The sequence below is a fragment of the Microbispora sp. ZYX-F-249 genome, assembly GCF_039649665.1.
Taxonomy (GTDB): domain Bacteria; phylum Actinomycetota; class Actinomycetes; order Streptosporangiales; family Streptosporangiaceae; genus Microbispora; species Microbispora maris.
In genome coordinates, this window is record NZ_JBDJAW010000029.1 from 1 (window position 1) to 23371 (window position 23371).

Here is a 23371-nt window from a genome sequence, read left to right on the forward strand (position 1 = left end):
AAGGCCATCAGGGACTTCACGGCGTAGTGTTTCATGTACAGCCGTCCCCATTGCGTGTCTGGAGTGGGAAGAAGAACGTCGGCGCCTTCTTCCAGGACGGCGTCGGCCGCGGTGCGGAATTCCGCCGCCATGACAGCGAGATCGTCTTGCAGCCCTCGCGTGCTCGATCCCCACAGTCCTCGGGTGATCGCGCCGAGAGCCCTGCCGATGAGGGGACCTTCCAGTCCGGCGACGCGTATCACCAGCTCGGCTGTGACCACGCTGACCTCCTCTATGCGCTCCGGAGAAGGATCGGCTGCGATGGCCGCTATGCGCGGATGGCGGGAGACCAGTTCCCACATCTCGGGTTTCAGGATCAAGCCGGGCCGGGGCCGGCTCTCCTCGTCCTGGGATTCGTCGCAGTCGCGCAGAACGAGATGATCTCGTTGCTTCCAGTTCTGGTCGATTCGTATGCCGGAGATCCCCTCGGCCAGGGCGAACGCGGCTGCCAGCCAGTCCTGTTCCCAGTATTCGGCGGTGACGCCGTAGCCGCTCGCCCATTCCAGGGCATCCGGGTCGGCCGAACGGTCTCTCAGGCTGAAGGGGTCGAACCGGCGAGACAGGTCGCCGCCGACGGCGTAAGCGAACCTCGACACGCCGTTCCACGCCAGGCCCAGCGCCTCACCCGGCTTTGACAGTTTCTCAAGGCGTCTGATTCCCAGATACCTGGTCGCCTCCACGGTGAGCGTCCAGTCGCCCACCTGAGAGATGAGGACCACGCCCTCGTGGGGCTCCATTTCGTACGCCTCGAAGATGTCGTTGAATTCTCCCCGGCTCAGCCCTTGTTCGTCCCCGCCGAAACACCGGACGACGGCGTTGATAGCGGCTCCTCTTATCCAGGTGACACAGGCGGGTTCGTGGAAGACCGCCCGTACATCGCCTTCGTACAGGTCGAATGGTGAACGCATATCGATCCTCTTCATGAGACGCGCCCCGCTTCCTTCTGCGAAGATCGTTACGACATGTGCCCGCGCGCTCCGGAGTGATCATGTTAAGCATGCGCCGTCTGCGCTGGTGGGTCGCGGCGGGGATGACAATGCTCCTGCTCGCCCTGGCCATGCCGTGGCTGCGCCTCACCACGCCACTGCCGGAGTCCGGACGGCAGCGTGACTGCCCGGTCATGGGACTCGACGGGCCGCCGGGAGCCGTGGCGGTCGCGCCGGAGGACAGGCAGCGGATGTACCTGTGCTTCGCCCACCGGCGGTTCGGCGACCTGCCGGACGAGGAACTGCTCGCGCGCGGCGGCGCCCTGTGCGATTCCGAGGTCCGCGACGAGGAGTTGACGCGGCTGCTCGAACTGCGCTGCCCCGGCCTGTACGAGCGCAACCAGCAGATCTACCTGGCCGAGCGGGACGCCGAAGAGGCCGAGGCCAAGCGGCGGCTGGCGGCGGCGAAGGCCGGGTGTCCGCGCAGGAAGCCGATTGCCGCACCGGTGCGGCAGGTGCGGGCCGCCCTGTGGGTGGACACGGGCGGCATCCAGGCGTGGGAAGAGGGCTACGGCGGCCTCGACTACTCGGGCAGGTTCCTGGCCAAGGGCAGAGGCACCGTGCACCTCTCCTGGGGAGGAGACGAGAAGGGGCCGGTCTGCGTCACCGGGGAGGCCTACCGGCAGCGACCGCCGCACGCGAAGGGCTGGCAGCGGTCGGGAGAGATGAGCTATCAAAGCCCGACCGGTGTGCTCCGGTTCTTCGGCGACGACGGCGACCTGCTCGGCGACGTGACCGTCGCGGGAGCCGGCACCTACCGGATCCGCGCTTATGTGCGGGGGCCCGAGCGCGCCCCCGGCCTGGCCCGGGCGAAGGCCGTCAGGGAAGTGCTGATCGTCGTCTTCCCCGGATCAGCGCGCGCGGCCCGACGGTGAGACGCGCAGGAACCGGGGAGCGTCATCACTCCTCCCACGCCCTGCCGGGTATGCGGTAGAAGGTGCGGGTCGCCGTCCACCAATCGCGGTCCGCGAAGCGCCCCGTGATACGGCCCATCATGCAGAACATGAGATGGATATCCCGCTCGTGGTCCCGTGCCGTGCCAAGCTCCAGCCCTGCCGCGTAGGGAAGATATTCTGGAATTTCCATCTCTCCCCCCGCTGCGTCCGGCGGGGTGACGTCGCCGAGCTGTTCTCCGTCGTAGTTGAGGTACAGCGGCTCAAGCCCTTCGCCCACTTCTCCCGCGAAGTACATCTCGAAGACCCGCCGCTTGCCCAGGTTACGAAGCACGGGATGGAAGGAGTGCATGCCGAAGGCGAACATATGCGTCCAGCCGGGCGCGTGCGGGCCCATCCAGACAGCCTTGTCCGGCAGGCCTTCGTAAAGCGTGAACACGGTCTGCAGGTCGCACTCTCGGCGTGAGCCGGGATCCACCCCGAGCAGTCGCGCCAGCTCCTCCTGGTCGTCGCCCTCCACCCAGAGGGAATGGAATTCGAATTCGAGCCAGTGCCCGTACTCCGCCAGCAGGCCCCACTGGTCCTCCGCGGGAAGCGCCTGTTCCCTGTTCATCATACTCAGCGTCCTTACATCGGATGAAATCGTGCGGGGCCGCGTCGAGCGGCCCCGCAGCATGTCGACGTCAGTCCACGATCTTCACCCAGAACGGGCTGTCGCTGACCTTGGTGATTGTATTGACAGGGTCATAGGTGAGGAGCCGGTAATGGCCGTAGAACGCTTTGAGAAGCTTCCCGTGCAGCAGGTTATGGCTCTTCCGGACCCCCTGTACGGAATAGTTGATCTTGTCTTTCGCGGCCCCTTCTTGGGTGGAGGCGAATGGGTACTCGTCACACTGCACCTCTGTGTAGCCGTACTGCACATAGACATCCGAGGTGTAGTACTTGCAGTAATTCACGCCATAGTTGGCGGCGCCGGGCTTCCCCATCGCGAAGTTATCCTGAGGCACCGAGAACGGATGCTTGGAGAAGATCGCCCGGTTCTCATCGTAGCCCTTGTCGGTGCCCCTCCACAGCGGAGCACCCTCAGGGGTGTTCGGCGGCTTCGCGTAGTTACCCGCGATGACCTTCGGCAGTTCGTTCCCCAGAGGCCCCTTCACCGGCGGAAGGTTGATATCCCGATTGCTCGTTGTGTCTCCCGGGCGGTACGGCGGATAGGTGCCGGCGTTCGTCGCCGGGTTCAGCGCCTTCTCGATATGGCGGATGACGTCCAGGAATTCGTCATCCTCGCTCTTGGACATCGTGAATACCCGGTCGGCTCTGATGTAGATGCAGCCTCCGACGTTCCCGCCCCCCTTCTCCCCGACCGAGAGTTTCTTCCAGTCGCAGCGGAAGCTTGGTGACCAGAGGCTGTTGCTGGGAATTCCCTGCCCCCACCGCACCACGCCGAGCCGCTTGCCCTGCTGGCTGAGGAGTTCCTGATCCCATAAGGGCAGCCGACCCTTGTTCTCCTTGTACTGCGTAATGGCGGGCATGATGGAACAGACTTCTCTGTCGTGCGCCGCCGGCTTGACCGTTGCAACCAGGTACTTGAGATACGGCGTCGAGCGCCAGCCCTCGATCGTCTTGAGCTGGGTGGGGTCCCCCTCCTGGATTTGACACCCTTGCGTGGCGAGGTCGAACTCGATTTGGACATCGTCCAGATCGTCGTCGAGCTCCGTACGGCGGACACCCCTGTTCCAGACGCCGAAGTCCGTCAGCTTCACCCAGAACTTGATGTGCTGCGGCTTCAGACTGGCATCGTCGGTGCCACCCTTGTAGATGGCGTTACCAGTGTGGTCACCGATGTAGGTGTGCGCCACCCAGGTCGCCCGGAAGGTGAAAACGTCATCGTCGGTCACCTTGTCCAGCACCGCAGCCGGGATGCGCAGCGGACCGGGGAACAACCTGACCCACCAGGCTGTCTTGTTCCTGCGCTTCTTGACGCCGTTGTCGTCGTACTCCTCCCATCCCCCGTGGCCGATCCAGGTGGTCCAACATGCCGAGTGCGGGCGTTCCTGCATCCGCGACCACGAGTCAGTGCGCCACGGCGCACGTGCTGTGGCGTAGCAGTCCTCCAGCGAAGGGTGCTTATATTCGAAGCCGGAAGCTGCCGCCGCGGCCCGGGAGGCTGTGGCCGCTGCAGACTCCCCACCCGCCCGGATATCACCGACCGTCAACGTCTGCCATTCCGACCAGGCGCCGGACGCGCCGGGAACCGTGGCGCGGGCGCGCCAACGCAGTTGCTCGCCCTTCTGCAGCTTGCCGGACGGCACCCGCAGCGTGTGTCGCGGCGAGTCGGCCTTCCCCGTCACCGTGCCGGTCCAGGCCAGCTCCTTCGTCGCCGTCCATCCGTCCTTCGGCAGCCCGGGCTTCGACGACTTGGCCGGCTCCCGTGCTACCTCCACTTCGACCTTCGCCGGACGACCCCGCGGATTCGACACCCACACGGTGAGCTCCGTGGCACCGGATGGTTCCTCGTCGCCGGACACCGCCAGTTTCGCGATGCCCGGGACGCCGCCTGTGGACGCGGTGCGGCGTTCGGCTGACGCGGGCGTCGGGGCGGTGGGGATCGGGGTGTTCATGTCGGCCTGGATTTCCGCCGCGCTCTGGGCGCGGTTGTAGACGCGCACCTCGTCGATCAGGCCGCGGAAGAACTCGCCCCAGAAGGCGTTGCCGCCGATCCGCAACGCGCCGCCGTCGTCGATGACCTCGCCGGCGATCGGCGCCTGGGCCACCTGGGCACCGTTGACGTACACCGTGGCCGCGTCGCCGTCGTAGGCGAGAGCCAGATGGCTCCACTGGTTCAGCGGCAGTTGACTGCTGCCAGTGAGGGCGCCACCCTCCTCGGCGGTCTGCAACCAGCCGGCCGGCGCGGCGTACTCGGTGGCGGCGTAGAGGCCGTAGCCGCCGCCTGCCTCGGCGTGCTCCTTCATCAGTACGCTGCGCCACACAGTGCCCAGTGCCGAGGGACGCACCCATGCCGAGAGCGTCAGCGCGTTCGTCAACCGCAGCGACGGTGCGTGCGGGATGGTCACCCAGCTGGAGGTGCCGTTGAACGACAGCGCACCGCCGTGCCTGCCGGTCGCCCAGCTGGTGTCCCGGGCTGCTCCGGCGTTGTTCTGTCCGGAGGAGTCGGCCACGGTCGTGCCGGTGCTCTCGTTCATGCCGTACGCCGCCACGAGCCCCGCCACCGGTGTCGGGGTGGGGGTGGGGGTGGGGGTGGGGGTCGGGGTCGGGGTCGGGGTGGGTCCCGGCGCGCCGGAGCCCACGGGAGTGGTCATGTCGGCCTGGATCTCGGTCGCGGTCTGGGCGCGGTTGTAGACGCGGACCTCGTCAATAAGACCACGGAAGAGCTCGCCCCAGATGTCGTTGCCGCCGATCCGCAGCGGGCCGCCGTCGTCGTGGAGGCCACCGCTGAGCGCGGTCTCCGCGATCTGCTGACCGTTGACGAACAACCGCAGAGCAGCGCCGTCGTACGTGAGCGCCAAGTGGCTCCAGGTGTTCACCGGCAACGGCGAGACGCCTGCGAGCGCCGAGTAGTCCTCGGGAGAGGTCTGCACCCAGCCCGAGGGGGCTGAGTCGCTGTTGGCGGCGTACATCGAGTACGAGACGCCTTCGGAGGTTCTCAGCTCCTTGGCCACGACGGTGCTCCAGCCGGCCACGACTGCGGGGTTGACCCAGGCCGACAGCGTCATCCCCGTCGTCAGGCGCAGGGACTCGGCGTCCGGGACCGTGACCCAGCTGGACGTGCCGTTGAACGACAAGGCCTTGCCGTACTTGCCGTTCTGCCAGGCGGCGGTGGACACCCCGGCGTTGCCGTGGCCGGACGAGTCGGCGACACTCGTCCCCGCGCCCTCGTCCATGCCGTAGGCCGCCACCAGCCCCGTCGGCGGTTGCACGCCCGTGGTGAACGACCAGGTGTACGGCTGGGCCATGGGGTTGCCCGAGGCGTCTTTGGCACCGGACACCTCCGCGGTGTACGCGGTGGTCGCAGGCAGCGCCTGGGCGGGGGTGAACGTGAGCACCATGTGGGTGGTGTCCATGGCCGTCGCGCCCGCGACCGCCGTACCGGCCGGGTCCTTCAGTGTGAACTGTGCGTCGGTGATCGCTTCGCTGAACGTCACGGTGACCGGAGAGGTGACCGGCACATCCGTGGCGCCGGCAGTGGGGTTCGTCGCCGTCACCGTCGGCGCCGTCGTATCCGGACCGCCGGTCGTGAACGACCACGAATACGGAACCATGATGTTCTCCGCGGAATCGATCGCGCCCGAGACCACCGCGGTGTACGTGGTTTCCTGTTTCAGCGCCTGCGCCGGTGTGACGGTCACCGTCGTATTGGTGCTGTCGTATGCCATCGTCGCCGTGACTTCGACACCACCGGTATCCTTGAGCACCACGGCGGCCTCGTCGACCGGTTCGGAGAAGGTGACCTTCACCATGGTGCCGAGGGGGACGTCGACGGCGCCGTCCGCAGGTTCGACCGCGACCACCTGCGGCGGGCGGGTGTCCTCACCGCTCCCGTCATCGCCGTCACTGCCCTCGGCGGGGAGATCGAGATCGGACGTCTTCACTTCGAAGGGTTCCCCGTCGCGCTGTCCCGCGATTTGGCCTGCGAACTCGTTGCTGATGCTCGTCCGCTCGCTGCCCGTCGGCTCATATACCGACCTGGCACGGGCCTCCTCCCACGTCGGGAGGCTCGTGATGGGGTCGGGCGACATGAAGGTGAAACCATCGACGACCGGCGGCGGAGGCGGTTCGAAGTCCACGGTGAGGATGGGCGGGTGAAGTGTTCCTTGACAGTCTTGCAACGGCTCCGTTCTGCAGCCGCCGGCCTCGTCGGTTCGGTAGCGCCGCCAGTTGGTCACATCCGATTCGCTGCCGGCGGTGAGCTGGATGCCGTAGTTGGTGGCACCGTCGACCCATTCCTGGACGATGTCGTCGACCGAGTGGATCAGGTCCCAGGCGTAGGCCATCGAGCCGGTGCAGTCGTAGTCGCTGTAGGCGCCGTACTCGGTGTCCGCGCCGGTGTTGGTGACGGACGGCTGATTGTTCCAGGTGAGCGTCAGCTCATCCCAGTCGGAGATGATGCGCCGTGCAGTGATTCCGGAGCCGACACGCTCACCGCAGGCGTTGGAATAGTAATTCCACAAAATCAGGTCGGCGTTCTCCACCGTGCTGCCCGCGAACTCGGCAGGGATGTCGGGGAACTGGAGGTAGCCGCGCCACCGCACCGTGCCGTTGTTGGACTTGCCGACCAGAATCCGGTCGAGGCGGAAGTTGTCCCAGCTTTCTGGGTAGTCGGCGTTGTTGACGAAGGTGTCCATGGTGTCGCCGAGCCACGACTGTCCGGTGTGACCCTCCCACCAGTCGGATGCCGCGGCGGTCATCGTCACCGGGTAGGTGACCGCGGGGTCGGCGAGGAACGTGGCGTCGGGAGTGAACACCAGCGTCTTGTTGTCGACGTCAAGAGTGACAGCGGCCTTACCTACCTTGCCCGCTCCCATGGCGGCGTTGGCGTCGGCGGCTTCGGCGTCCTGTATCAGGGTCGGCCGTATCTCTGTCAGGGTCTTGCCGTCCTTGCCCACGATGGTGGGCCTGCCCGCGGCGTTCTTCTTGAACGACAGCCCCTCGGGCAGGTTCACCGGCACCTTGAAGGAGACCGGGCCGGTGGGCCGTTCGGCGATGGTGATCTGCTGCCGGAAGCCGGTCGGGTTCGCGGTCACCAGCAGGTCGCGGCTCTTTCCGTAGGCGCCAGGGTAGATGGCGGTGTTGCCCTTCAGCCTGGGTTTGGGCAGCACCGATGGCGTGGCGATTTCTGCCGTGGCGTCGGCCGCCCGGCTCCTGAGCAGAGTCTTGTCCTGGCCGGCGGACAGGACAAGGTTCCCCTGGGTGGCCTTGGGCTTGATGACGCCGTCCGCCTCGACGAGAGTGGTGTCGATCGGCGTGAGACCCTTGCCGTCAGCGTTCCTGACCCGGATCGGCTGGGTGCTGAGCTCCATTCGGAGCGTCCTGCCGTCGGGGTTGGCGTACAGCGTGACCGTCTCGGTGTTGCGTTCCGGGATCTCTACCCTCTTGCCAGACTTGTGGGCCTTGATCTTGGCCTCTTCGACCACCCGATCGACGGCACGCCTGCCACCTGTGGCCTCCGAGGCTTCGGAATTCTGGGGCGCGGCCGGTTGCGGCACTTCTGCCCGGGATGGGACAGCGGCCATTCCAATAGCCATGTTCGCCGCGACGAACAGGACCGTGGTTCGCAGCAAAGGGGTACCGCGGCGTTTCGGACGTTGCCGTCTGGGGAGATCTGCCCATTCAGAAGCTTTCGGGGGTAACGACGTCACGCACACTCCACTCCACGTAGGCCCGAAAAGAGCACAATTAGGTGGATTTAGCCAGACGTCAGAAATGCACGTCAAGATCGACAGAGCGTGATCAACAGCCGGGACGACAGGACGACAGGAATAAGGAAAAGGCCCGTTGAAAGTGGGTGACCCATCCCCCCGTGATCACCTGCACAACACGGGCAGTCACTACGGTGCGTCACTCTTCACGGGACATGTTTGAGAAGGTCGTCAACTAGCTGAGTGCAGCGACGCGATCTTCTCACTGGTCCGATTTGTCGCCATAATGTGCGTGTGTCCCCTCGCCGTTACCCGTCCGACCTCACAGATGCGCAGTGGGAACAGATCCAGCCCTTACTGCCGGCACCCAGCACGGACGGGCGTCCAGAGAAGCATCCCCGCCGGGAGATCGTGAACGCGATCCTCTATCTGATGCGATCCGGCTGCCCCTGGCGATACCTGCCCACGGACCTGCCGCCCTGGCAGACGGTTTATTGGCACTTCCAGCGGTGGGAGCAGGCAGGAGTCCTCGCCACACTGCTGTCCGAACTGGGCATCAGGGCCCGCCCGCAGACCTTCCTCGGTGCCGACGATGCAAGCACCGCACGCGACGACGTCGCCAAGAAAAACGGGCGGAAGCGTCTCATCCCCGACCTAACCCGGTCACTGGTTGCCCTCTCAATGATGGCCGCAGGTTTCCGGGAGCGCGACTGCGTCGAGCAGGTCATGCTTTCGGTGTTCTGACAGGGCCGGTCTGGCGTGTTCTATCCGGCCCCGTCCACGGATTTACGGCCACGCAGTGAAGCCGTCAGAACACGCATTGCCGATCTCAAACACTGTCCCCTATCCGTGGGAGTGTCATCAGAAGTGATTCGCACCACATTCCGCCTCGGCACGCCAGTGGCGACGTCCCGAGGGAGACGGGAATGAACTGAGCACCCACGGCGCCCATCGCCGCCCCGGGGGTCCACAAGTCCGGGGCGGCGGGGTCAGGAGGCGGCCGAATAAGAGCTGTTCAGCTCCTTCTCGAACCAGTCGATGGTGCGGCGCAGGCCGGTGACGGGGTCGACCTTGGGACGCCAGCCGAGCCGCTCCTCGGCGAGCGAGGTGTCGGGACGGCGGACGGCGGGGTCGTCCACCGGCCGCTCGACGAACCTGATCGGGGACGACGAGCCCGCCAGGTCGCGGATCGTCTCCGCCAGCTCCGCCATCGACATCTCGGCCGGGTTGCCGATGTTCACCGGCCCGGCGAAGTCGCTCTCGGCGAGCGCGAGCACGCCGTCGATCGTGTCGTCCACGTAGCAGATCGACCGCGTCTGGCTGCCGTCGCCGGTCACGGTGATCGGCTCGCCGAGCAGCGCCTGACGGATGAACGTGGGGATCGCCCGGCCGTCGTGGGGCCGCATTCGCGGGCCGTACGTGTTGAAGATCCGCACGATCCCGGTGTCGGTCCCGCGCGAGTCGCGGTAGGCCGTGGTCAGCGACTCGGCGAAGCGCTTGGCCTCGTCGTACACGCTGCGCGGGCCGACCGGGTTGACGTTGCCCCAGTACGTCTCCTTCTGCGGGTGCTCCAGCGGGTCGCCGTACACCTCGCTCGTGGAGGCGAGGACGAGCCGCGCGCCCTTCTCCGCAGCGAGCCCGAGGGCGTGCAGCGTGCCCATGCTGCCGACCTTCAGCGTCTCGATCGGATGGCGCAGGTAGTCGGCGGGCGACGCGGCCGAGGCGAAGTGGAGCACCAGGTCCACCTGCCCCGGCACGTGGACGAACCCCGTGAGGTCGCACTCCACGAGCCGGAACGCCGGCCGCCCGATCAGGTGCTCCACGTTGCGCGGCGACCCGGTGAGGAAGTTGTCCAGGCAGACGACCGCCGCACCGCGTTCCACCAACCGTTCGCACAGGTAGGAGCCGAGGAACCCGGCTCCCCCGGTGACCACGACACGAGACCCCTTCACCGCACTCCCACTCCCCGCAACCTCCTGACCGCGTCGAGCACCTCGGGCACTCCGATTTCGAGCAGGCCCTCCGACGGCCTGTCGCCGTGCGGGTCGCCCCTGCGCCCGGCCCACAGCGCGATGTGCGGGCCTCCCGGAGGGGGCCCCCACAACGCGGGCGGCACCGGGCCGTACAGGATGACCGAGGGCGTGCCCGCGGCGACGGCCAGGTGCGACATGCCCGTGTCGCCGCAGACGACCAGCGCGGCGTGCGCGGTCAGCGCGGCCAGCTCGGCCAGGTTCGTACGGCCCGCGAGCACGGACTCCTCCGGCAGGCCGGCGAGCTGGGCGACGTGCCGGGCGAGCGCGATCTCGGTCACGCCGCCGGTGACGACGACCCGGCGGCCCTGGGCGGCGAGTTCGGCCGCCACCTGGGCGAAGCGGTCCGGCGGCCACTGTCTGGCCCGGAACGCCGCCCCCGGGTGGATGATCACCTCGCCGCCGGCGAGCGGGCTCGGCCCGGCGTCGCCCAGCGCGAGGTCCCGGGAGTCGGCGGGGATGCCGTACCACTCCAGCAGCGAGCACCACCGCTGCCTCTCGTGCGTCTCCGGCTCCCAGGACGGCCCGTCCGAGCCCGGCACCAGGTGGTGGGTGTGCGTGAGCAGGCGGCCCGGCCGGGTGCGGCGCAGCGCCTGGATGCTCTCCGGGCCGCTGCCGTGCAGGTTGACCGCGACGTCGGGCGACTCGTACGGCACCGGTCCCGGGCCGGACACGTCGAGCACCTCGTCGATGCCGCCGATCAGCGGGAGCAGCCCGCCGAGGTAGGCCGGGGCGGCCAGCACGAAGTGGTGCCCGGGATACGCCCGCCGCAGCGCGCGGAGCGCGGGCACCGAGGCCAGCAGATCGCCGAGCCCGAGCCCGCGCAGGGCGAGCAGGACCGGTCTCTGCGGATCTTCTACGGCCATGACGTCTCCGTGGAGGCGGCGACGACCAGCTCCCTGACCTCGCAGCCCTGCGGCTGGCCGAGCGCGAACAGGATCGCCGACGCGACATCCTCCGGCTGGTTCAGCCGGGCGTCCGGGCCGGGCTTGTACTGCTCGGGACGGTCGTTGAAGAAGTTCGTCCGCATGCCGCCGGGGATCAGCAGGGTCACCCCCACCTGCCCGGCCAGCTCGGCCGCCAGGGCCCGGGTGAAGCCCACGACGCCGAACTTGGAGGCGCAGTAGGCCGTCGCGTCGCTGAGCGCGCGCACCCCGAGCGTGGAGGCGACGGTGACGACCTTGCCGCCGGAGGTGCGCAGGTACGGCAGGGCCGCCCTGACCACGGCCGCGGTCCCGAGCAGGTTGACCGCGATCACCCGTTCCCACTGCTCGGCGGCCACGTCCTCCAGCCGGCCGCAGGCGTCGATGCCCGCCGCCGTCACGACGCCGTCGAGCCCGCCCGCCCGCTCGGCGAGCTCGCGTACGGCCCGCTCGGCCTGTTCCCGGTCGGCCAGGTCGGCGCGCACGTGGTCGAACCCGCCGTCCGGCTCGTCGACGTCGACGACCAGCGGCCGGCCGCCTGCCTTGGCGACCGCCGTCGCGGTGGCCCGGCCCAGGCCGGACGCGCCCCCGGTGATCAATACGTTTCCCACCATTGAGGTCGATCCCTTTCCATAAGCGGCCGATGTCATGAAGCGGCCTGGGCGGCGGCGATGAGGCCGGTGGTGGAGTAGCCGGGCACGGTCGGCAGGATGACGACCTCCCCGCCGGTCCGGCGCACGGCCTCGGCCTCGGGCATCGACCGCTCGTCGTAGTCGCCGCCCTTCACCCACACGTCCGGGCACAGCCGTTCGATGACCTGCGACGGCGTGTGCTCGTCGAAGACCGTCACGGCGTCCACGCAGCCGAGCGCGCGCAGCACCTCGACCCGGTCGCGCTCGCTCACCAGCGGCCTGCTCGGGCCCTTGAGCCGCCGGATCGAGTCGTCGGAGTTCACGCAGACCACCAGGGCGTCGCCTAACGCCCGGGCCCGCCGCAACAGGCTCACATGCCCGGCGTGCAGCAGGTCGAAACACCCGCCGGTCGCGATCAGGCGGCCCCCGGCGGCGCGTACGGCGGCGGCCACCTCGAAGGCGGACGCGCCGGGCGCGAACGGCGCCGGCGACTCGGCGGCCGGGCGCGGCAGGCGCAGCGCGGCGGCCCCGCCCTCCTCCACGAACCTGGTGGCCTCGCCGACCGCGCGGGCGACGGCGTCCTCGGTGGACGCGCCGTCCGCCAGGGCGAGCGCCGCCGCCGCGGCGAAGCGGTCGCCCGCGCCGCAGGCGTCCGTCCCGGCCGCGACGTGCGGCACCGGGACCGGCCCGAACCTGCCGCCGCGACGGGCCAGCATCGCGCCGCGCTCCCCCAGCGTGATCGCGACGGCCCCGGCGTCGAGGTCGCGCACCAGCCTGCGCGCGGTGCGCTCGGGCGAGACGTACGGCTCCCGGCACATGCCACGCGCCTCCGCCTCGCTGGGCGTGACCAGCGCGCATCCCGGCACGGGCAGCGACCCGCGGGGATGGGGATCCCACACCAGCGGCACGTCGAGGCCGCGCAGCGGCTCGCGCAGCAGGTCGGCCACACCGCGCCCGTAGTCGGCGACCAGGACCGCGCTCGCCGAGGCGAGGGCGTCGGCCGCGCGGGCGAACGCGGAGGCGGAGGCCACCTGCCCGGGCCGTCCCATCGCCCGCCCGTCGCCGGTGTCGATCCTGACGAGCGTCTGCCCGCGGGCGCGGACCCGCGTCTTGCGCACGGTCGTGCCCCGCAGCGGCAGCCGCACGATCTCGACGGTGGGCGACAGCAAGCCCTCCAGGCACCGGCCGGAGGGGTCGTCGCCCATGGCGGTGATCAGCACCACCCGGGTGCCGTCGCGGGCGGCCAGCAGCGCGGCGAGGCCCGCCCCGCCGGGCCGGTGGTGCTCCGCCTGCTCCTCCACGACCGGGACGGGAGCGTCGGGACACAGCCGGTCGGCCGTCCCCTCGACGTCGACGTCGAGCAGGGAGTCTCCGACGATGACGAGTGGTCCGCTCACACGACCGCCTTCTCGATCACGTCACAGAGCATGTGGATCACCGTGAGGTGCACCTCCTGGATGGTCGCGGTGTCGTCCGCGGGCACGGTCAGGGCCTCGTCGCACAACTCGGCCAGCGGGTTCGGGCCGGGCCCGGTCAGCGCCCAGGTCGTCAGCCCGCACTGGCGCCCGGCCTCGGCCGCCTCGGTCACGTTGCGGCTCGTCCCGCTGGTCGACAGGCACATCAGCACGTCGCCGGGGCGGCCGTGCGCCCGCACCTGCCGCGCGTACAGCTCGGCCATGCCGAAGTCGTTGCCGATGGCGGTCAGCGACGAGGTGTCGGCGTGCAGCGGGATCGCGGCGTACGGCCGGCGGTCGGCGCGGTAGCGCCCGACCAGCTCCGCGGTCAGGTGCTGCGCCTCGGCGGCCGAGCCGCCGTTGCCGCAGGCGAGCAGCCGCCCCCCGCCGCTGAGGACGGCCGCGAGCTTGTAACCCCAGGCGTGGATCTTGGGCGTTTCCGGGTCCACCGCCGTCAGCGCGGTGCTCAGCCGGGCCAGATGAGGATGCATCGCTCAGCCTCCCGCGGCGGCGAGGGTGCGAAGACACCCGCCGGCCAGGTTTCGGTAGACGGACTCGGTCTGCTCGGCGACCCTGGGCCAGCCATAGCGGGCCCGGGCCCGCCGGGCCCCGGCGGCCGACAGCGCCGCCCGCACGTCGGGCCGGGTCAGCAGGTCGCCGAGCGCGCGGGACAGCGCACGCGGCCGCCGGGGCGGCACGAGCACTCCGCATCCCGCGACGGTGTCGAGGTGACCGCCGACCGCCGAGGCGATCACCGGCACCCCGCAGGCCAGGGCCTCCAGGGGCACCATGCCGAACGGCTCGTACCAGGGCACGGTGACCAGCACGTCGGCCGAGCGCATGAGATCGGGCACCTCGGCCCGGCTCACGCTGCCGATCAGCCGGACCCGGTCGCCGAGGCCGAGGCCTGCGGCCAGCGTGCGCAGCCGCGCGCTCTCCTCGTCGCCCGGGTCGCCGCCCGCGATGACGAGCTCGGCGTCCGGCACGTGACGCAGGGCGCGGACGACGGTGTCCACCCCCTTGCGCGGCACCATGCGGCCGATGCTCAGCACCCGCGGCCGGTCGCCGCGCAGGAAGACGGGGCCGTCCGGCCGGAACAGGCCGAGGTCGACGCCGCACGGCACGACCGCGATCCGGTCGCGCGGCACGCCCATCGCGACGAGCTCGCGCACCTCGTCGGAGCAGGTGGCGACGACCGCGACCGCCCGGCGGCCGATGTCGCGCTCGATCGCGATCCGGCCCGGCGGGCTGGTGTCGGCCTCGCCCTGCCAGCGCCGCTTCACCGTGCCGAGCGCGTGGTAGGTCTGCACGACCGGGATCGCGAGCGGCTCCGCCGCCGTCAGCGTGGCGAGGCCGCTCATCCAGAAGTGCGCGTGCGCCACGTCGGGCGGCTCGGCCTTCCATCGGCGGGCCAGGTACGCCCCGAACTCCGGCATGTGGGGCAGCAGCTCGTCCTTGGGCAGCGGCTCGGCCGGCCCGGCCGGCACGTGCTCGACGGTGACGCCGGGAGCCATGGACACGGCGTCCGGCTGGTCGGGGGAGGTGCGCCGCGTGAGCACGACGACCTCGTTGCCCCGCTCCGCGAGGGCCAGGGCCAGCGCCGCGACGTGCACGTTCTGCCCGCCGGCGTCCACGCCGCCGAGGGTCGCCAGCGGGCTCGCGTGCTCCGACACCAGGGCGATCCTCATGACACCCCCTCCTTCACCGCCTCGCCCAGCGTCACCTCCGCCGTCCGTGTCAGCGTGGCCAGGCGGCGGACGGCGTCCACCACCTGCTCGCCGCCGACCGCGGTCAGGCACGGGTGACCGGGGACGGGGCAGATGCGCGCCCTGCTCCCATGGCAGGGGGCGTCCTGGTCGCCGAGGACCACCGCCGGCACGCCGTACGGCGCCCACCGGGCGGCGGGCACGACCGGCGCGAACAGGCTGACCACGGGTGTGCCGACCGCCGCCGCGAGATGGGCGGGGCCGGTGTTGGCGGCCACCACCGCCGACGCCCCCGCCAGCACGGCGGCGAGCTCGGCGAACGTGGTCGCCCCGCCGAGGTCCAGGGCGGGGCCGGAGACCAGCGCGGTCAGCGCCCGCTCCCCCGGGCTGCCGGTGACGACGACCCGCTCACCGGCGGCCAGCAGCGCCTCGACCGCCTCCGCCCATCGCTCGGCGGGCCAGGCCCGGGCCGGCGCGGTCGTGCCGGGATGCACGACCACGTAGCCGGGCGGGCCGGTGAGGTGTTCCACGTCCGGCAGCGGCCCGCGTACGGCGAGCCGGCCGTCGTCGCCCGGCGGCAGGTCGAAGCCGGCCGCGCGCGCGAGGCCGAGCATCCGCTCCGGCTCGGGGACGTCCACGCCCTCGTCCACGACGTGACGCACGTCGAGCAGTGAGCCGGGGTAGTCCTCGCTGATCGCGGCGATCCGCGGCACCCCGGCCAGCCGCAGCAGCAGGGCCGTCGGCAGCGCCGACTGGTGGAAGGACGTGAAGATCACGGCCACGTCCGGGCCGACGGCGCGGATCTGCTCCACCAGGCGGGCCGCGTGCTCGGAGGTCATCGGCACCCGGTCGGGGTCGATCCACGGCGCGCGCCACTCAAGGACGCGGTCGACGCCGGGCAGCAGTTCCGCCGCGGCCCGGCCGTACGGGCCGGCGAGCATGACGACCTCCCGCGCCCCGGCGGCGACGGCGCGCACGGCGGGCCCCGCGAGCAGGACGTCGCCCGCGTTGTCGGGCCGCACCACCAGAGCGGTCCCGATCACGAGCGCCTCCCCGTCCGCATCCCGTCTTTCCGCATCCTGTCCGCCCGCACCCTCATTTCACCGGTGATCCGGTGCGCACAGGCCACCGGAGGGATGACCACGCTGGTCACGGCCATGCGCGCGATCTCCTCCGGCGTACGCGGACCCGGGGCGATGCGGGCCCAGGCGAACTCGGCGGTGAGGCCGAGCCACGCGAGCCCGGCGGCGGCGGCGAGCCGCCTCCGGCGCCCCCCGGTGGCCGCCAGGGTGAGCGCGAGCAGGCCCATGCCGGTGGTGAGGGCGTGCCGCTTGAGCCTGCCCGGGTGGCCGCCGATGATCACCCGCCAGTCGCGGCCGTGCACGTGCCGCATGAGCGCGTCCGACGCATTGCCGCGCTGGAAGCGCACGCTGGACCAGAAGCCGTCGTCGCGCACCGGGTGGCGGGTCAGCCGTTCCCCCTTGACCAGTGAGAACCCCGCCTGCTCGACCCGCAGCGCGAGGTCGGCGTCCTCGCGGTACGCCCCCGGGAAGCGCTCGTCGAATCCGCCGGTCGCCTCCAGGGCGGTCCTGCGATACGCCATGTCGGCGGTGATCCAGTGCGCGCCGGCCAGGCCGGCGGTGTTGCGCTCGGCGTCGGTCGGGCGGCGGCCCTCGGGCAGCGGCACCTCCAGCCGCCCCTGGCTCCCGCCGACGTTCCCGGGCAGGCGGGCGAGGTCCTCCGTCAGCGCGCGCACCCAGCCGGGGCCGGGCACCACGTCGTCGTCGAGGAACACCACCCACGGCGTCGTCGCGGCCCGCCACCCGGCGTTGCGCGCGGCGGCCGGGCCCCGCCCGCCCGACCTGAGCACGCGTACGCGGCCGGGCACGGGCAACGGCTCCGGGCTCTCCCCCGGCCGGTCGTCCACCACGATCACCTCGGGCCCGTGACCATGTGCGCAGCCGAGGGCGGCGAGTGTGTCCGCCAGGCTCGGCCGGCCGATCGTCGGGATCACGACCGTGACCGCCGGCCCCGTCTCCCCGCGCGGATCTGTGTGCGGATCCGTGTGCGGCTCGCCCGCGGACGCCGTGTTCGTCCCCCGGGTCATCTCTGTCGTCATCCGGCGAACACCGCCCCCCTGCGCACGACGTACGGACCGAGGACGAGGACGTCCACCGGGGCGGAGCCGAAGCACTCCAGCGCGTCACGGGGATCGTCGACCATCGGGCGGCCGGCCGTGTTGAGGCTCGTGTTGACCACCACCGGCAACCCGGTGCGGGCCTCGAACTCCTCGAGCAACCGGGCCAGCAGCGGGTCGCGCCCGCGTTCGACGGTCTGGATCCGGGCCGTGCCGTCGACGTGGACGACCGCGGGAATCCGGTCGCGCCACTCCGGCCGCACGTCATGGACGAACAGCATGTAGGGGCTCGGCGTCGGGCCCCTGCCGAAGATCGTGGAGGCGCGTTCCGCCAGCACCATCGGGGCGATGGGGCGGAACTGCTCGCGGCCCTTCACGTCGTTGAGCCGCTCGGTGTTGCGGGGGTTGCCGGGGTGGGCGAGCAGGGACCGGCGGCCGAGCGCCCGGGGGCCGTACTCGGCGCGTCCCTGGAACCAGGCGATCACGCGGTCGGCGGCGAGCTCGGCGGCCACGGTCGCGGCGAGGTCGGCGGGGCGCTCGTAGGGAACCCGCGCCACGTCGAGCCAGGCGCCCAGCTCCTCGTCGCTCCAGGTGCGGCCGAGGTCGGCGCCGGGCATCGGGACGACGGGATCGCCGCTCGCCTGCGCGAGGTGCAGCGCTCCCCCGAGCGCGGTGCCCGAGTCGCCCGCCGCGGGCTGCACCCACACCTCCTCGAACGGGCCCTCCGCGAACAGCCGGGTGTTGGCCACGCAGTTGAGCGCCACTCCCCCGGCCATCGTGAGATGACGGGCGCCGGTCCGCTCGTGCAGCCATTTCGCGAGGTCGAGCAGCACCTCCTCCAGGCGGACCTGGACGCTCGCCGCGAGGTCGGCGTGGTCGGCCGTCCACTTCTCGCCCTTGCCGAGCCCCTTGGCGTAGACGCTCCAGTCGATCGGCTCGACCCGGAAGCCCCCGTCGCCGGTCGGGTAGATGAGCTCGCGCATCTCACGCAGGAAGCGCGGCTCGCCGTAGGAGGCGAGGGCCATCACCTTGTACTCGTCGCTGGACCGGAGGAAGCCGAGGTGCTCGGTGAGGTCCTCGTACATGAGCCCGAGGGAGTGCGGCAGCGCCTGGCTCGCGAGGACGGTCAGCTCGCCGTCCCGGTAGTGCCCGGCGAGGTGCGAGACGGCCTCGCCCCGGCCGTCGCAGACCAGCACCGCCGACTCGCGGTACGGCGCGGCCAGCCCGGCCGACGCGGCGTGCGCGATGTGGTGGGGGACGAACCGCACCTGGGCGGCGTCGAGACCCGGCAGCGCGGTGGCCAGGAAGTTGGGCGCGCGGCGGGCGTAGGCGGTGCGCAGGTCCTCCCAGCGCTCGTCCTGTCCGGGCCCCCCGGGCACCACGAGCGCGGGGTCGTAGGAGTAGGCGACGCCGTCGAGGTCCTCCGGCCGCAGCCCGGCCTGTTCGAGGCACCACGCGGCGGCCAGCTCGGGCAGTTCCCAGGCAGAGAAAGGGACCGGTCGCTTGCCGTGCTTGCGACGGCTGAAGCGCTCTTCTTCCGCTGCGGCGATCACCTCACCATCCACGACCAGCGCGGCGGCTGGATCATGAAAAATCGCGTTTATCCCCAAGAACCGCATCGGTTTCCCTCCGTTGCGCAGTGGAGGTCTGGTTACCGAGAGAAGCGCTACTAAACACTCCTTTGTAGAGAAGTCGACGTCTGTGGGTGATGCACTCAATAACTGCTACTCTGCGTAACCATCGCCCGGTGTTTGCCGCTTTGTCCCCCGGGTAGCCCGGCGGGCGATTCGCGCAGGAGGTCGTACGTGCAAGGTCCCGCCCGCAGGCCCGCCGCGGTGCTCTTCGACCGCGACGGAACGCTTGTTCATGACGTCCCTTACAACTCCGACCCTGATCGTGTCGAGCCGGTCGCGGGGGCGCGGGAGGCGCTCGCACGACTCCGCGCGGAGGGCATCCCGGTGGGGATCGTGACCAACCAGTCCGGGGTGGCCAAGGGCCTCATCGCGCCGGAGGCCCTGCGTGCCGTGAACGACCGCGTGGAGTCCCTGCTCGGTCCGTTCGACGTGTGGGAGATCTGCCCGCACGACGACGGCGACCGCTGCGACTGCCGCAAACCCGCGCCCGGCCTCGTGCTGCGCGCGGCCCGGCGGCTCGGCGTCGCCCCGGAGGACTGCGTGGTGATCGGCGACATCGGCCGGGACGTGGAGGCGGCCCGCGCCGCCGGCGCGAGGGGCGTCCTCGTCCCGACCCCGGTGACGCTGCCGGAGGAGGTGTCGGCCGCCCCCGAGGTGGCGCCCGACCTCGCCGCGGCGATCGATCTGGTGCTCGCGGGGATTCAGCTCACAGCTGAGGATGAGGAGGGCGGGACCGGGGCAGGTGGGTGAGGCAGCGGCAGGAGGCACGGTGTTGCGAGGCCTGCAGGACGACGGACGGGGAGCGATGCGATGAAGATCATGGTCTGGCACGTCCACGGTTCGTGGACCACCTCCTTCGTGCACGGGGCGCACGAGTATCTGGTGCCGCTCACCCCCGACCGCGGCCCCGACGGGCGGGGCCGGGCCGACACCTATCCCTGGCCCGGCAGCGTCCGGGAGGTCCCGTACGACCGGTTCGCCGCCGAGGACGTCGACGTGGTCGTCTACCAGCGGCCGCACGAGATCGAACTGGCCCGCGAGTGGCTGGGGCGCGACGTGCCCGGTGTCTACGTGGAGCACAACACCCCGGCCGGGGACGTGCCCAAGAGCCGCCACCCGCTGGCCGACCGGGACGACATCCCGCTCGTCCACGTCACCCACTTCAACGACCTGTTCTGGGACTCCGGGCGGGCCCCGACCCATGTCATCGAGCACGGCGTGGTCGACCCCGGCTATCTCTACACCGGCGAGCTGGCCCGCGCCGGCGTGGTCGTCAACGAGCCGATCAGGCGCTGGCGGGTCGCGGGGACCGACCTGCTGCCCACGTTCGCCGCGACGGCCCCGCTCGACGTGTTCGGCATGAAGGTGACCAACCTGCCGTCCAAGCTCGGCCTGGACCGGGAGATGGGAACGTTCGAGGACCTCCCCCAGGCCGCCATGCACGCCGAGCTGGCCCGGCGGCGGGTCTACCTGCACCCCTACCGCTGGACCTCGCTCGGACTGTCGCTCATCGAGGCCATGATGATCGGCATGCCGATCGTCGCGCTCGCCACCACCGAGGCCGTGGAGGCGGTGCCGCCGGAGGCCGGGGTCGTCTCGACCAAGCTGCCCACGCTGCTACGGGCCCTCGACCGGTTCGCGAACGAGCCCGAACTCGCCGTCCAGGCCGGAAAGGCGGCCCGCGCGGCCGCGCTGGCCCACTACAACCTCGACCGCTTCCTCGCAGACTGGGACAGATTGCTCACCTCGATCGTCCCGGCATGACCCGTTCCTGGGCCGGCCCGTCGCCTATGGCGTTCCTGGGAAAGGCCTTACCCCCGGATGAGGCCGGCCTCCCTTCCCCCGGACGTACGCTGCAGGGTGGCAAGGGGGAGCCATGCCCGATTCCCGGGAGATCCATGACGCTTTCGCTGAGGCACTCCGCACGCACGACGAGAGGCGCCTCCTCGACTGCTTCCACCCGGACGCCGTTCTCGTAACCCCCGTCGGCATGGTCGAGGGGCACGAACAGATCGAGTGGTATTTCGGCCAGTTCTTCTCCACCGTGCCCGACCTGACGACCGAGGTCACCACGATGCGGGCCCACGGGGACACCATCGCCGTCGAATGGGTCACGTCGGGGAGCCAGGCGGGCGGGATGCTGCTCCCGGACGGCACCGAGATCCCCGGCACCGGCCGCCCCGTCCGCTGGACGGGATGCGGGATGTGGACGGTCGAAGACGGCAGATTCGTCGCCGGGCGCATCTACTACGACCAGTTGGCCGCTTACATGTCGCTGGGCTGCCGGCTCGCGCGGACGGAACCCGGCTCCGCGGCCGCTCCCGTCGACGTGGGCGTCCCTGATCCGGAGCCCGGACCCGGGCCCGCCGCCGAGTCGCGCACCGGCGCCGTACGCCGCCTTCTCCGCAGGCTCGCCGGCCGGTGACCATCCCTGCGGGTTTCCGGAATGACCCCGTGCACGAGGACCGGTCGCACTTGCCTATGGGCAGGTTATGCCGTTGACGAGTCATACCGTCCAACGTGAGATGTAGCTTGATGTGAGCATATGTGATGGTTCGCAGCTTGTGATTGCTGGCGCTGGGCGGAGACTGTGACTCAAATCTTCATCGCTTCTTCAACCGAAGGTCGCCCGTACGCCGAGATGATCGCGGCTAATCTCATGGACCAGGGCGTCGTACCGCTACTGTGGTGGAGTCAGGCCTCATTCCCCATCGGTACGACGTTGATTGAGGCATTGATGGACATCCTGGAGAGGGTGGACGGCGCAATCATCGTGATGACTCCCGACGACCGGGTGACCCGGCGCGGGACGATTACGTACTCACCAACCCAGAACGTCCTCCTGGAATATGGGCTCTTCGCCGGGAAACTGGGCCGGGCAAACGTGGCCATCGCGAAGATCGGCAATCTCAAGATGCCGTCAGATCTGGACGGAGTCGTATATATCAACCTTCGCGCGATCGATCCGAGCGAAGACGAGATCGTTTACCGGAGCGTGGAACTGAAGCCGAGCTTCTCGACGTGGCTGCACGAATTGGATGCCCAGAGCAGCGATGGCGCGAGGCTGGCCGCCCTGGCCCACCGTGTCGCACCTACCGCACGTCCGGAAGACAGACTGCGCATCAAGGCTCGTATGCTCTGCGAGCGCGTGGATCCCAAGGCATTCCAGAGGCTCACGGCCGATAGCGTCGAGCATCTGTTACTCAAGCACACCTTCGAGAACGAGCCGCACAACGATGTCGGCTACAGATTCACCACTCCAGTCAGCTCTTACCTCGCGCTGACCCGCATCATCCCCGGCTCGGACGACGAGCGGGTACTCGCCGCGCATTTCGCCAGGAACGTCGCGGAGTTGATCGCGAGTCGCGCGATCGAGCCCACTGTCCTGGCGATTTCCAAGAACGCGGCTCTGGGGTTGCTGCAGTCCGTCGCGAAGCAACTGCGCTTCCCGGTGGTCCTCATCGCGCCTTACGGGCCCAACAGAAAGAATCCGATAGAGGGATATTATGAGGTCGGCGATCGGGCGGTCCTGCTGCACGATGTCGCGCTCAGCGGCCACCATCTTGTGGACTGCATAGTGACCCTGCGCAACGCGGGCCTCTACGCGAATCACCTCGTGACGCTCGCCCAGCACTACTCCGACGAGGCTGAACTGAAGGCACTGATGCGCGAGAACGAGATAGAGATGTTCGCAAGCGCGTTGCTGCTGCCTACCAGAGGCCGGGTGATCTGCACCAACCCCGCGACGGCGGTGGCCTCGCCGTCGGTTCTCGACTGCGTGCTCTGCGACGTCGTCGCCGGCCGGGACACGGCGCCCGTGTGGGAGATTCTGCACCCTTCGGAGATCGGCTCCGAGGTGGTGATGGAGAGCAGCAATTTCGTCGCGACGGCTGACGTGGCGCCCCTGGCACCGGGTCACACTCTCATAATCACCAAGCGGCACGCGCTGTCGATGTCGAAGTGCTCGCCGGAGCAGTTGGCCGAGCTCGATGCCTTCCGGCGCCGGGTCGCGGAACATCTGAGGCGCGCCTACGGGAATCCGACGATCATGTTCGAGCATGGGTTGTGCAACCGTGCACGGGCGTCCGGATGCGGGGTGGACCACGCTCATCTCCATGTCGTCCCCGTGACATGTTCGGTGACGGAGACCTTCCTTCAGGACTTCGATGTCAGTCCGCTCAGGCATCTGGCGGAACTCCGGGACAAGGTTGAGCTGAGCAGCGAATATCTCATGCTCATCGATGATGAGGAGAATGCCTACTTCGCCCTGACGGGAGCTCCTACCAGGCAGTACTTCCGCCGCGTCATCTCGACCCGGCTGAACCGCGAGCTCTGGAACTGGAACGACGAACTCCTGCTGCGGAGACGAGACGAGGTGAGAGAGCTGATCCTCCATCTCCACAGCACCTTCGGCACGAAACCCTGAGCTCGATCCTCGAGTTCGGCTCTGGGCCCGGCCGGTTGAGCCGGCCGCGTACCCACCCCGATGCCGACCGCATGATTGTTTACCGAGAACGGGACACCGCGAGGGCAGGTGATCCAGCCGGGGTGGGAAGAGGC

The 23371-nt window shown here is 69.8% G+C and carries 18 protein-coding genes; 6 read left to right on the top strand and 12 right to left on the bottom strand.

The window, feature by feature from the left end:
- Nucleotides 1-962 (bottom strand): DUF6461 domain-containing protein (locus AAH991_RS28410; protein WP_346228981.1); only part of this gene is annotated, 962 nt, incomplete at its 3' end.
- Between the two features lie 74 nt (nucleotides 963-1036).
- Here AAH991_RS28410 and AAH991_RS28415 point away from each other — a divergent pair.
- Nucleotides 1037-1900: a hypothetical protein gene (locus AAH991_RS28415; protein ID WP_346228982.1), complete on the top strand. Its 864-nt coding sequence runs from the start codon at nucleotides 1037-1039 to the stop codon at nucleotides 1898-1900.
- Between the two features lie 25 nt (nucleotides 1901-1925).
- On the opposite strand, the gene AAH991_RS28420 is transcribed toward AAH991_RS28415, so the two are convergent.
- Both AAH991_RS28420 and AAH991_RS28425 read right to left on the bottom strand, forming a co-directional pair.
- Nucleotides 1926-2534 (bottom strand): hypothetical protein, encoded by a 609-nt coding sequence (locus AAH991_RS28420; RefSeq protein WP_346228983.1) that lies wholly within the window; start codon nucleotides 2532-2534, stop codon nucleotides 1926-1928.
- A gap of 67 nt (nucleotides 2535-2601) precedes the next feature.
- Nucleotides 2602-8070, bottom strand: coding sequence for a LamG-like jellyroll fold domain-containing protein (locus AAH991_RS28425; RefSeq protein WP_346228984.1), 5469 nt, complete (start codon nucleotides 8068-8070; stop codon nucleotides 2602-2604).
- A gap of 519 nt (nucleotides 8071-8589) precedes the next feature.
- On the opposite strand from AAH991_RS28425, the gene AAH991_RS28430 reads away from it, so the two are divergent.
- A complete protein-coding gene (locus AAH991_RS28430) occupies nucleotides 8590-9039 on the top strand; it encodes a transposase (RefSeq protein WP_346228985.1) in 450 nt (149 codons plus the stop codon).
- Between the two features lie 245 nt (nucleotides 9040-9284).
- Here AAH991_RS28430 and AAH991_RS28435 read toward each other — a convergent pair whose 3' ends face one another.
- Genes AAH991_RS28435 through AAH991_RS28475 form a run of 9 tightly spaced genes read right to left on the bottom strand, consistent with a single transcriptional unit; the run spans nucleotide 9285 to nucleotide 18796 of the window.
- On the bottom strand, nucleotides 9285-10247 hold the full coding sequence (locus AAH991_RS28435; protein WP_346228986.1) for a UDP-glucuronic acid decarboxylase family protein: 963 nt from the start codon (nucleotides 10245-10247) through the stop codon (nucleotides 9285-9287).
- Nucleotides 10244-11191: a glycosyltransferase family 9 protein gene (locus AAH991_RS28440; protein ID WP_346228987.1), complete on the bottom strand. Its 948-nt coding sequence runs from the start codon at nucleotides 11189-11191 to the stop codon at nucleotides 10244-10246. Before AAH991_RS28440 ends, AAH991_RS28435 begins: the two co-directional genes overlap by 4 nt.
- Nucleotides 11182-11862: an SDR family oxidoreductase gene (locus AAH991_RS28445; RefSeq protein WP_346228988.1), complete on the bottom strand. Its 681-nt coding sequence runs from the start codon at nucleotides 11860-11862 to the stop codon at nucleotides 11182-11184. The genes AAH991_RS28440 and AAH991_RS28445 overlap by 10 nt, the downstream gene beginning before the upstream one ends.
- Before the next feature lie 32 nt (nucleotides 11863-11894).
- Nucleotides 11895-13277, bottom strand: a complete 1383-nt coding sequence (locus tag AAH991_RS28450; RefSeq protein WP_346228989.1) for a PfkB family carbohydrate kinase — start codon at nucleotides 13275-13277, stop codon at nucleotides 11895-11897.
- Entirely contained in the window at nucleotides 13274-13825 is a 552-nt protein-coding gene (locus AAH991_RS28455) for a D-sedoheptulose-7-phosphate isomerase (RefSeq protein WP_346228990.1), read from the bottom strand. The genes AAH991_RS28450 and AAH991_RS28455 overlap by 4 nt, the downstream gene beginning before the upstream one ends.
- A gap of 3 nt (nucleotides 13826-13828) precedes the next feature.
- On the bottom strand, nucleotides 13829-15022 hold the full coding sequence (locus AAH991_RS28460; protein ID WP_346228991.1) for a glycosyltransferase: 1194 nt from the start codon (nucleotides 15020-15022) through the stop codon (nucleotides 13829-13831).
- Complete coding sequence (locus AAH991_RS28465) at nucleotides 15019-16083, bottom strand: glycosyltransferase family 9 protein (RefSeq protein ID WP_346228992.1); 1065 nt, start codon at nucleotides 16081-16083, stop codon at nucleotides 15019-15021. Before AAH991_RS28465 ends, AAH991_RS28460 begins: the two co-directional genes overlap by 4 nt.
- Nucleotides 16080-17159: a glycosyltransferase family 2 protein gene (locus tag AAH991_RS28470; protein ID WP_346228993.1), complete on the bottom strand. Its 1080-nt coding sequence runs from the start codon at nucleotides 17157-17159 to the stop codon at nucleotides 16080-16082. The genes AAH991_RS28465 and AAH991_RS28470 overlap by 4 nt, the downstream gene beginning before the upstream one ends.
- Nucleotides 17156-18796: a carbamoyltransferase family protein gene (locus AAH991_RS28475; RefSeq protein WP_346228994.1), complete on the bottom strand. Its 1641-nt coding sequence runs from the start codon at nucleotides 18794-18796 to the stop codon at nucleotides 17156-17158. The genes AAH991_RS28470 and AAH991_RS28475 overlap by 4 nt, the downstream gene beginning before the upstream one ends.
- A 186-nt stretch (nucleotides 18797-18982) precedes the next feature.
- Here AAH991_RS28475 and AAH991_RS28480 point away from each other — a divergent pair, with 186 nt between their 5' ends.
- From AAH991_RS28480 to AAH991_RS28495, 4 genes are all read left to right on the top strand, one after another.
- Nucleotides 18983-19561 carry a D-glycero-alpha-D-manno-heptose-1,7-bisphosphate 7-phosphatase gene (locus AAH991_RS28480; RefSeq protein ID WP_346228995.1) on the top strand — a complete coding sequence of 193 codons (579 nt, stop codon included), beginning with the start codon at nucleotides 18983-18985 and terminating at the stop codon, nucleotides 19559-19561.
- A gap of 60 nt (nucleotides 19562-19621) precedes the next feature.
- Nucleotides 19622-20575 (top strand): glycosyltransferase, encoded by a 954-nt coding sequence (locus tag AAH991_RS28485; protein ID WP_346228996.1) that lies wholly within the window; start codon nucleotides 19622-19624, stop codon nucleotides 20573-20575.
- Between the two features lie 112 nt (nucleotides 20576-20687).
- Entirely contained in the window at nucleotides 20688-21236 is a 549-nt protein-coding gene (locus tag AAH991_RS28490) for an ester cyclase (protein ID WP_346228997.1), read from the top strand.
- 165 nt (nucleotides 21237-21401) lie between these two features.
- Nucleotides 21402-23237: a TIR domain-containing protein gene (locus tag AAH991_RS28495; protein ID WP_346228998.1), complete on the top strand. Its 1836-nt coding sequence runs from the start codon at nucleotides 21402-21404 to the stop codon at nucleotides 23235-23237.
- The last annotated feature ends 134 nt before the right edge of the window (nucleotides 23238-23371 follow it).

What these genes read in the sequence shown, in the direction of transcription:
- AAH991_RS28415 (WP_346228982.1), top strand. Translation starts at nt 1,037, where the DNA reads ATGCGCCGTCTGCGCTGGTGGGTCGCGGCGGGGATGACAATGCTCCTG.
- AAH991_RS28420 (WP_346228983.1), bottom strand. Translation starts at nt 2,534, where the DNA reads ATGATGAACAGGGAACAGGCGCTTCCCGCGGAGGACCAGTGGGGCCTG.
- AAH991_RS28440 (WP_346228987.1), bottom strand. Translation starts at nt 11,191, where the DNA reads ATGGCCGTAGAAGATCCGCAGAGACCGGTCCTGCTCGCCCTGCGCGGG.
- AAH991_RS28445 (WP_346228988.1), bottom strand. Translation starts at nt 11,862, where the DNA reads ATGGTGGGAAACGTATTGATCACCGGGGGCGCGTCCGGCCTGGGCCGG.
- AAH991_RS28455 (WP_346228990.1), bottom strand. Translation starts at nt 13,825, where the DNA reads ATGCATCCTCATCTGGCCCGGCTGAGCACCGCGCTGACGGCGGTGGAC.
- AAH991_RS28460 (WP_346228991.1), bottom strand. Translation starts at nt 15,022, where the DNA reads ATGAGGATCGCCCTGGTGTCGGAGCACGCGAGCCCGCTGGCGACCCTC.
- AAH991_RS28470 (WP_346228993.1), bottom strand. Translation starts at nt 17,159, where the DNA reads ATGACGACAGAGATGACCCGGGGGACGAACACGGCGTCCGCGGGCGAG.
- AAH991_RS28475 (WP_346228994.1), bottom strand. Translation starts at nt 18,796, where the DNA reads ATGCGGTTCTTGGGGATAAACGCGATTTTTCATGATCCAGCCGCCGCG.
- AAH991_RS28485 (WP_346228996.1), top strand. Translation starts at nt 19,622, where the DNA reads ATGAAGATCATGGTCTGGCACGTCCACGGTTCGTGGACCACCTCCTTC.
- AAH991_RS28490 (WP_346228997.1), top strand. Translation starts at nt 20,688, where the DNA reads ATGCCCGATTCCCGGGAGATCCATGACGCTTTCGCTGAGGCACTCCGC.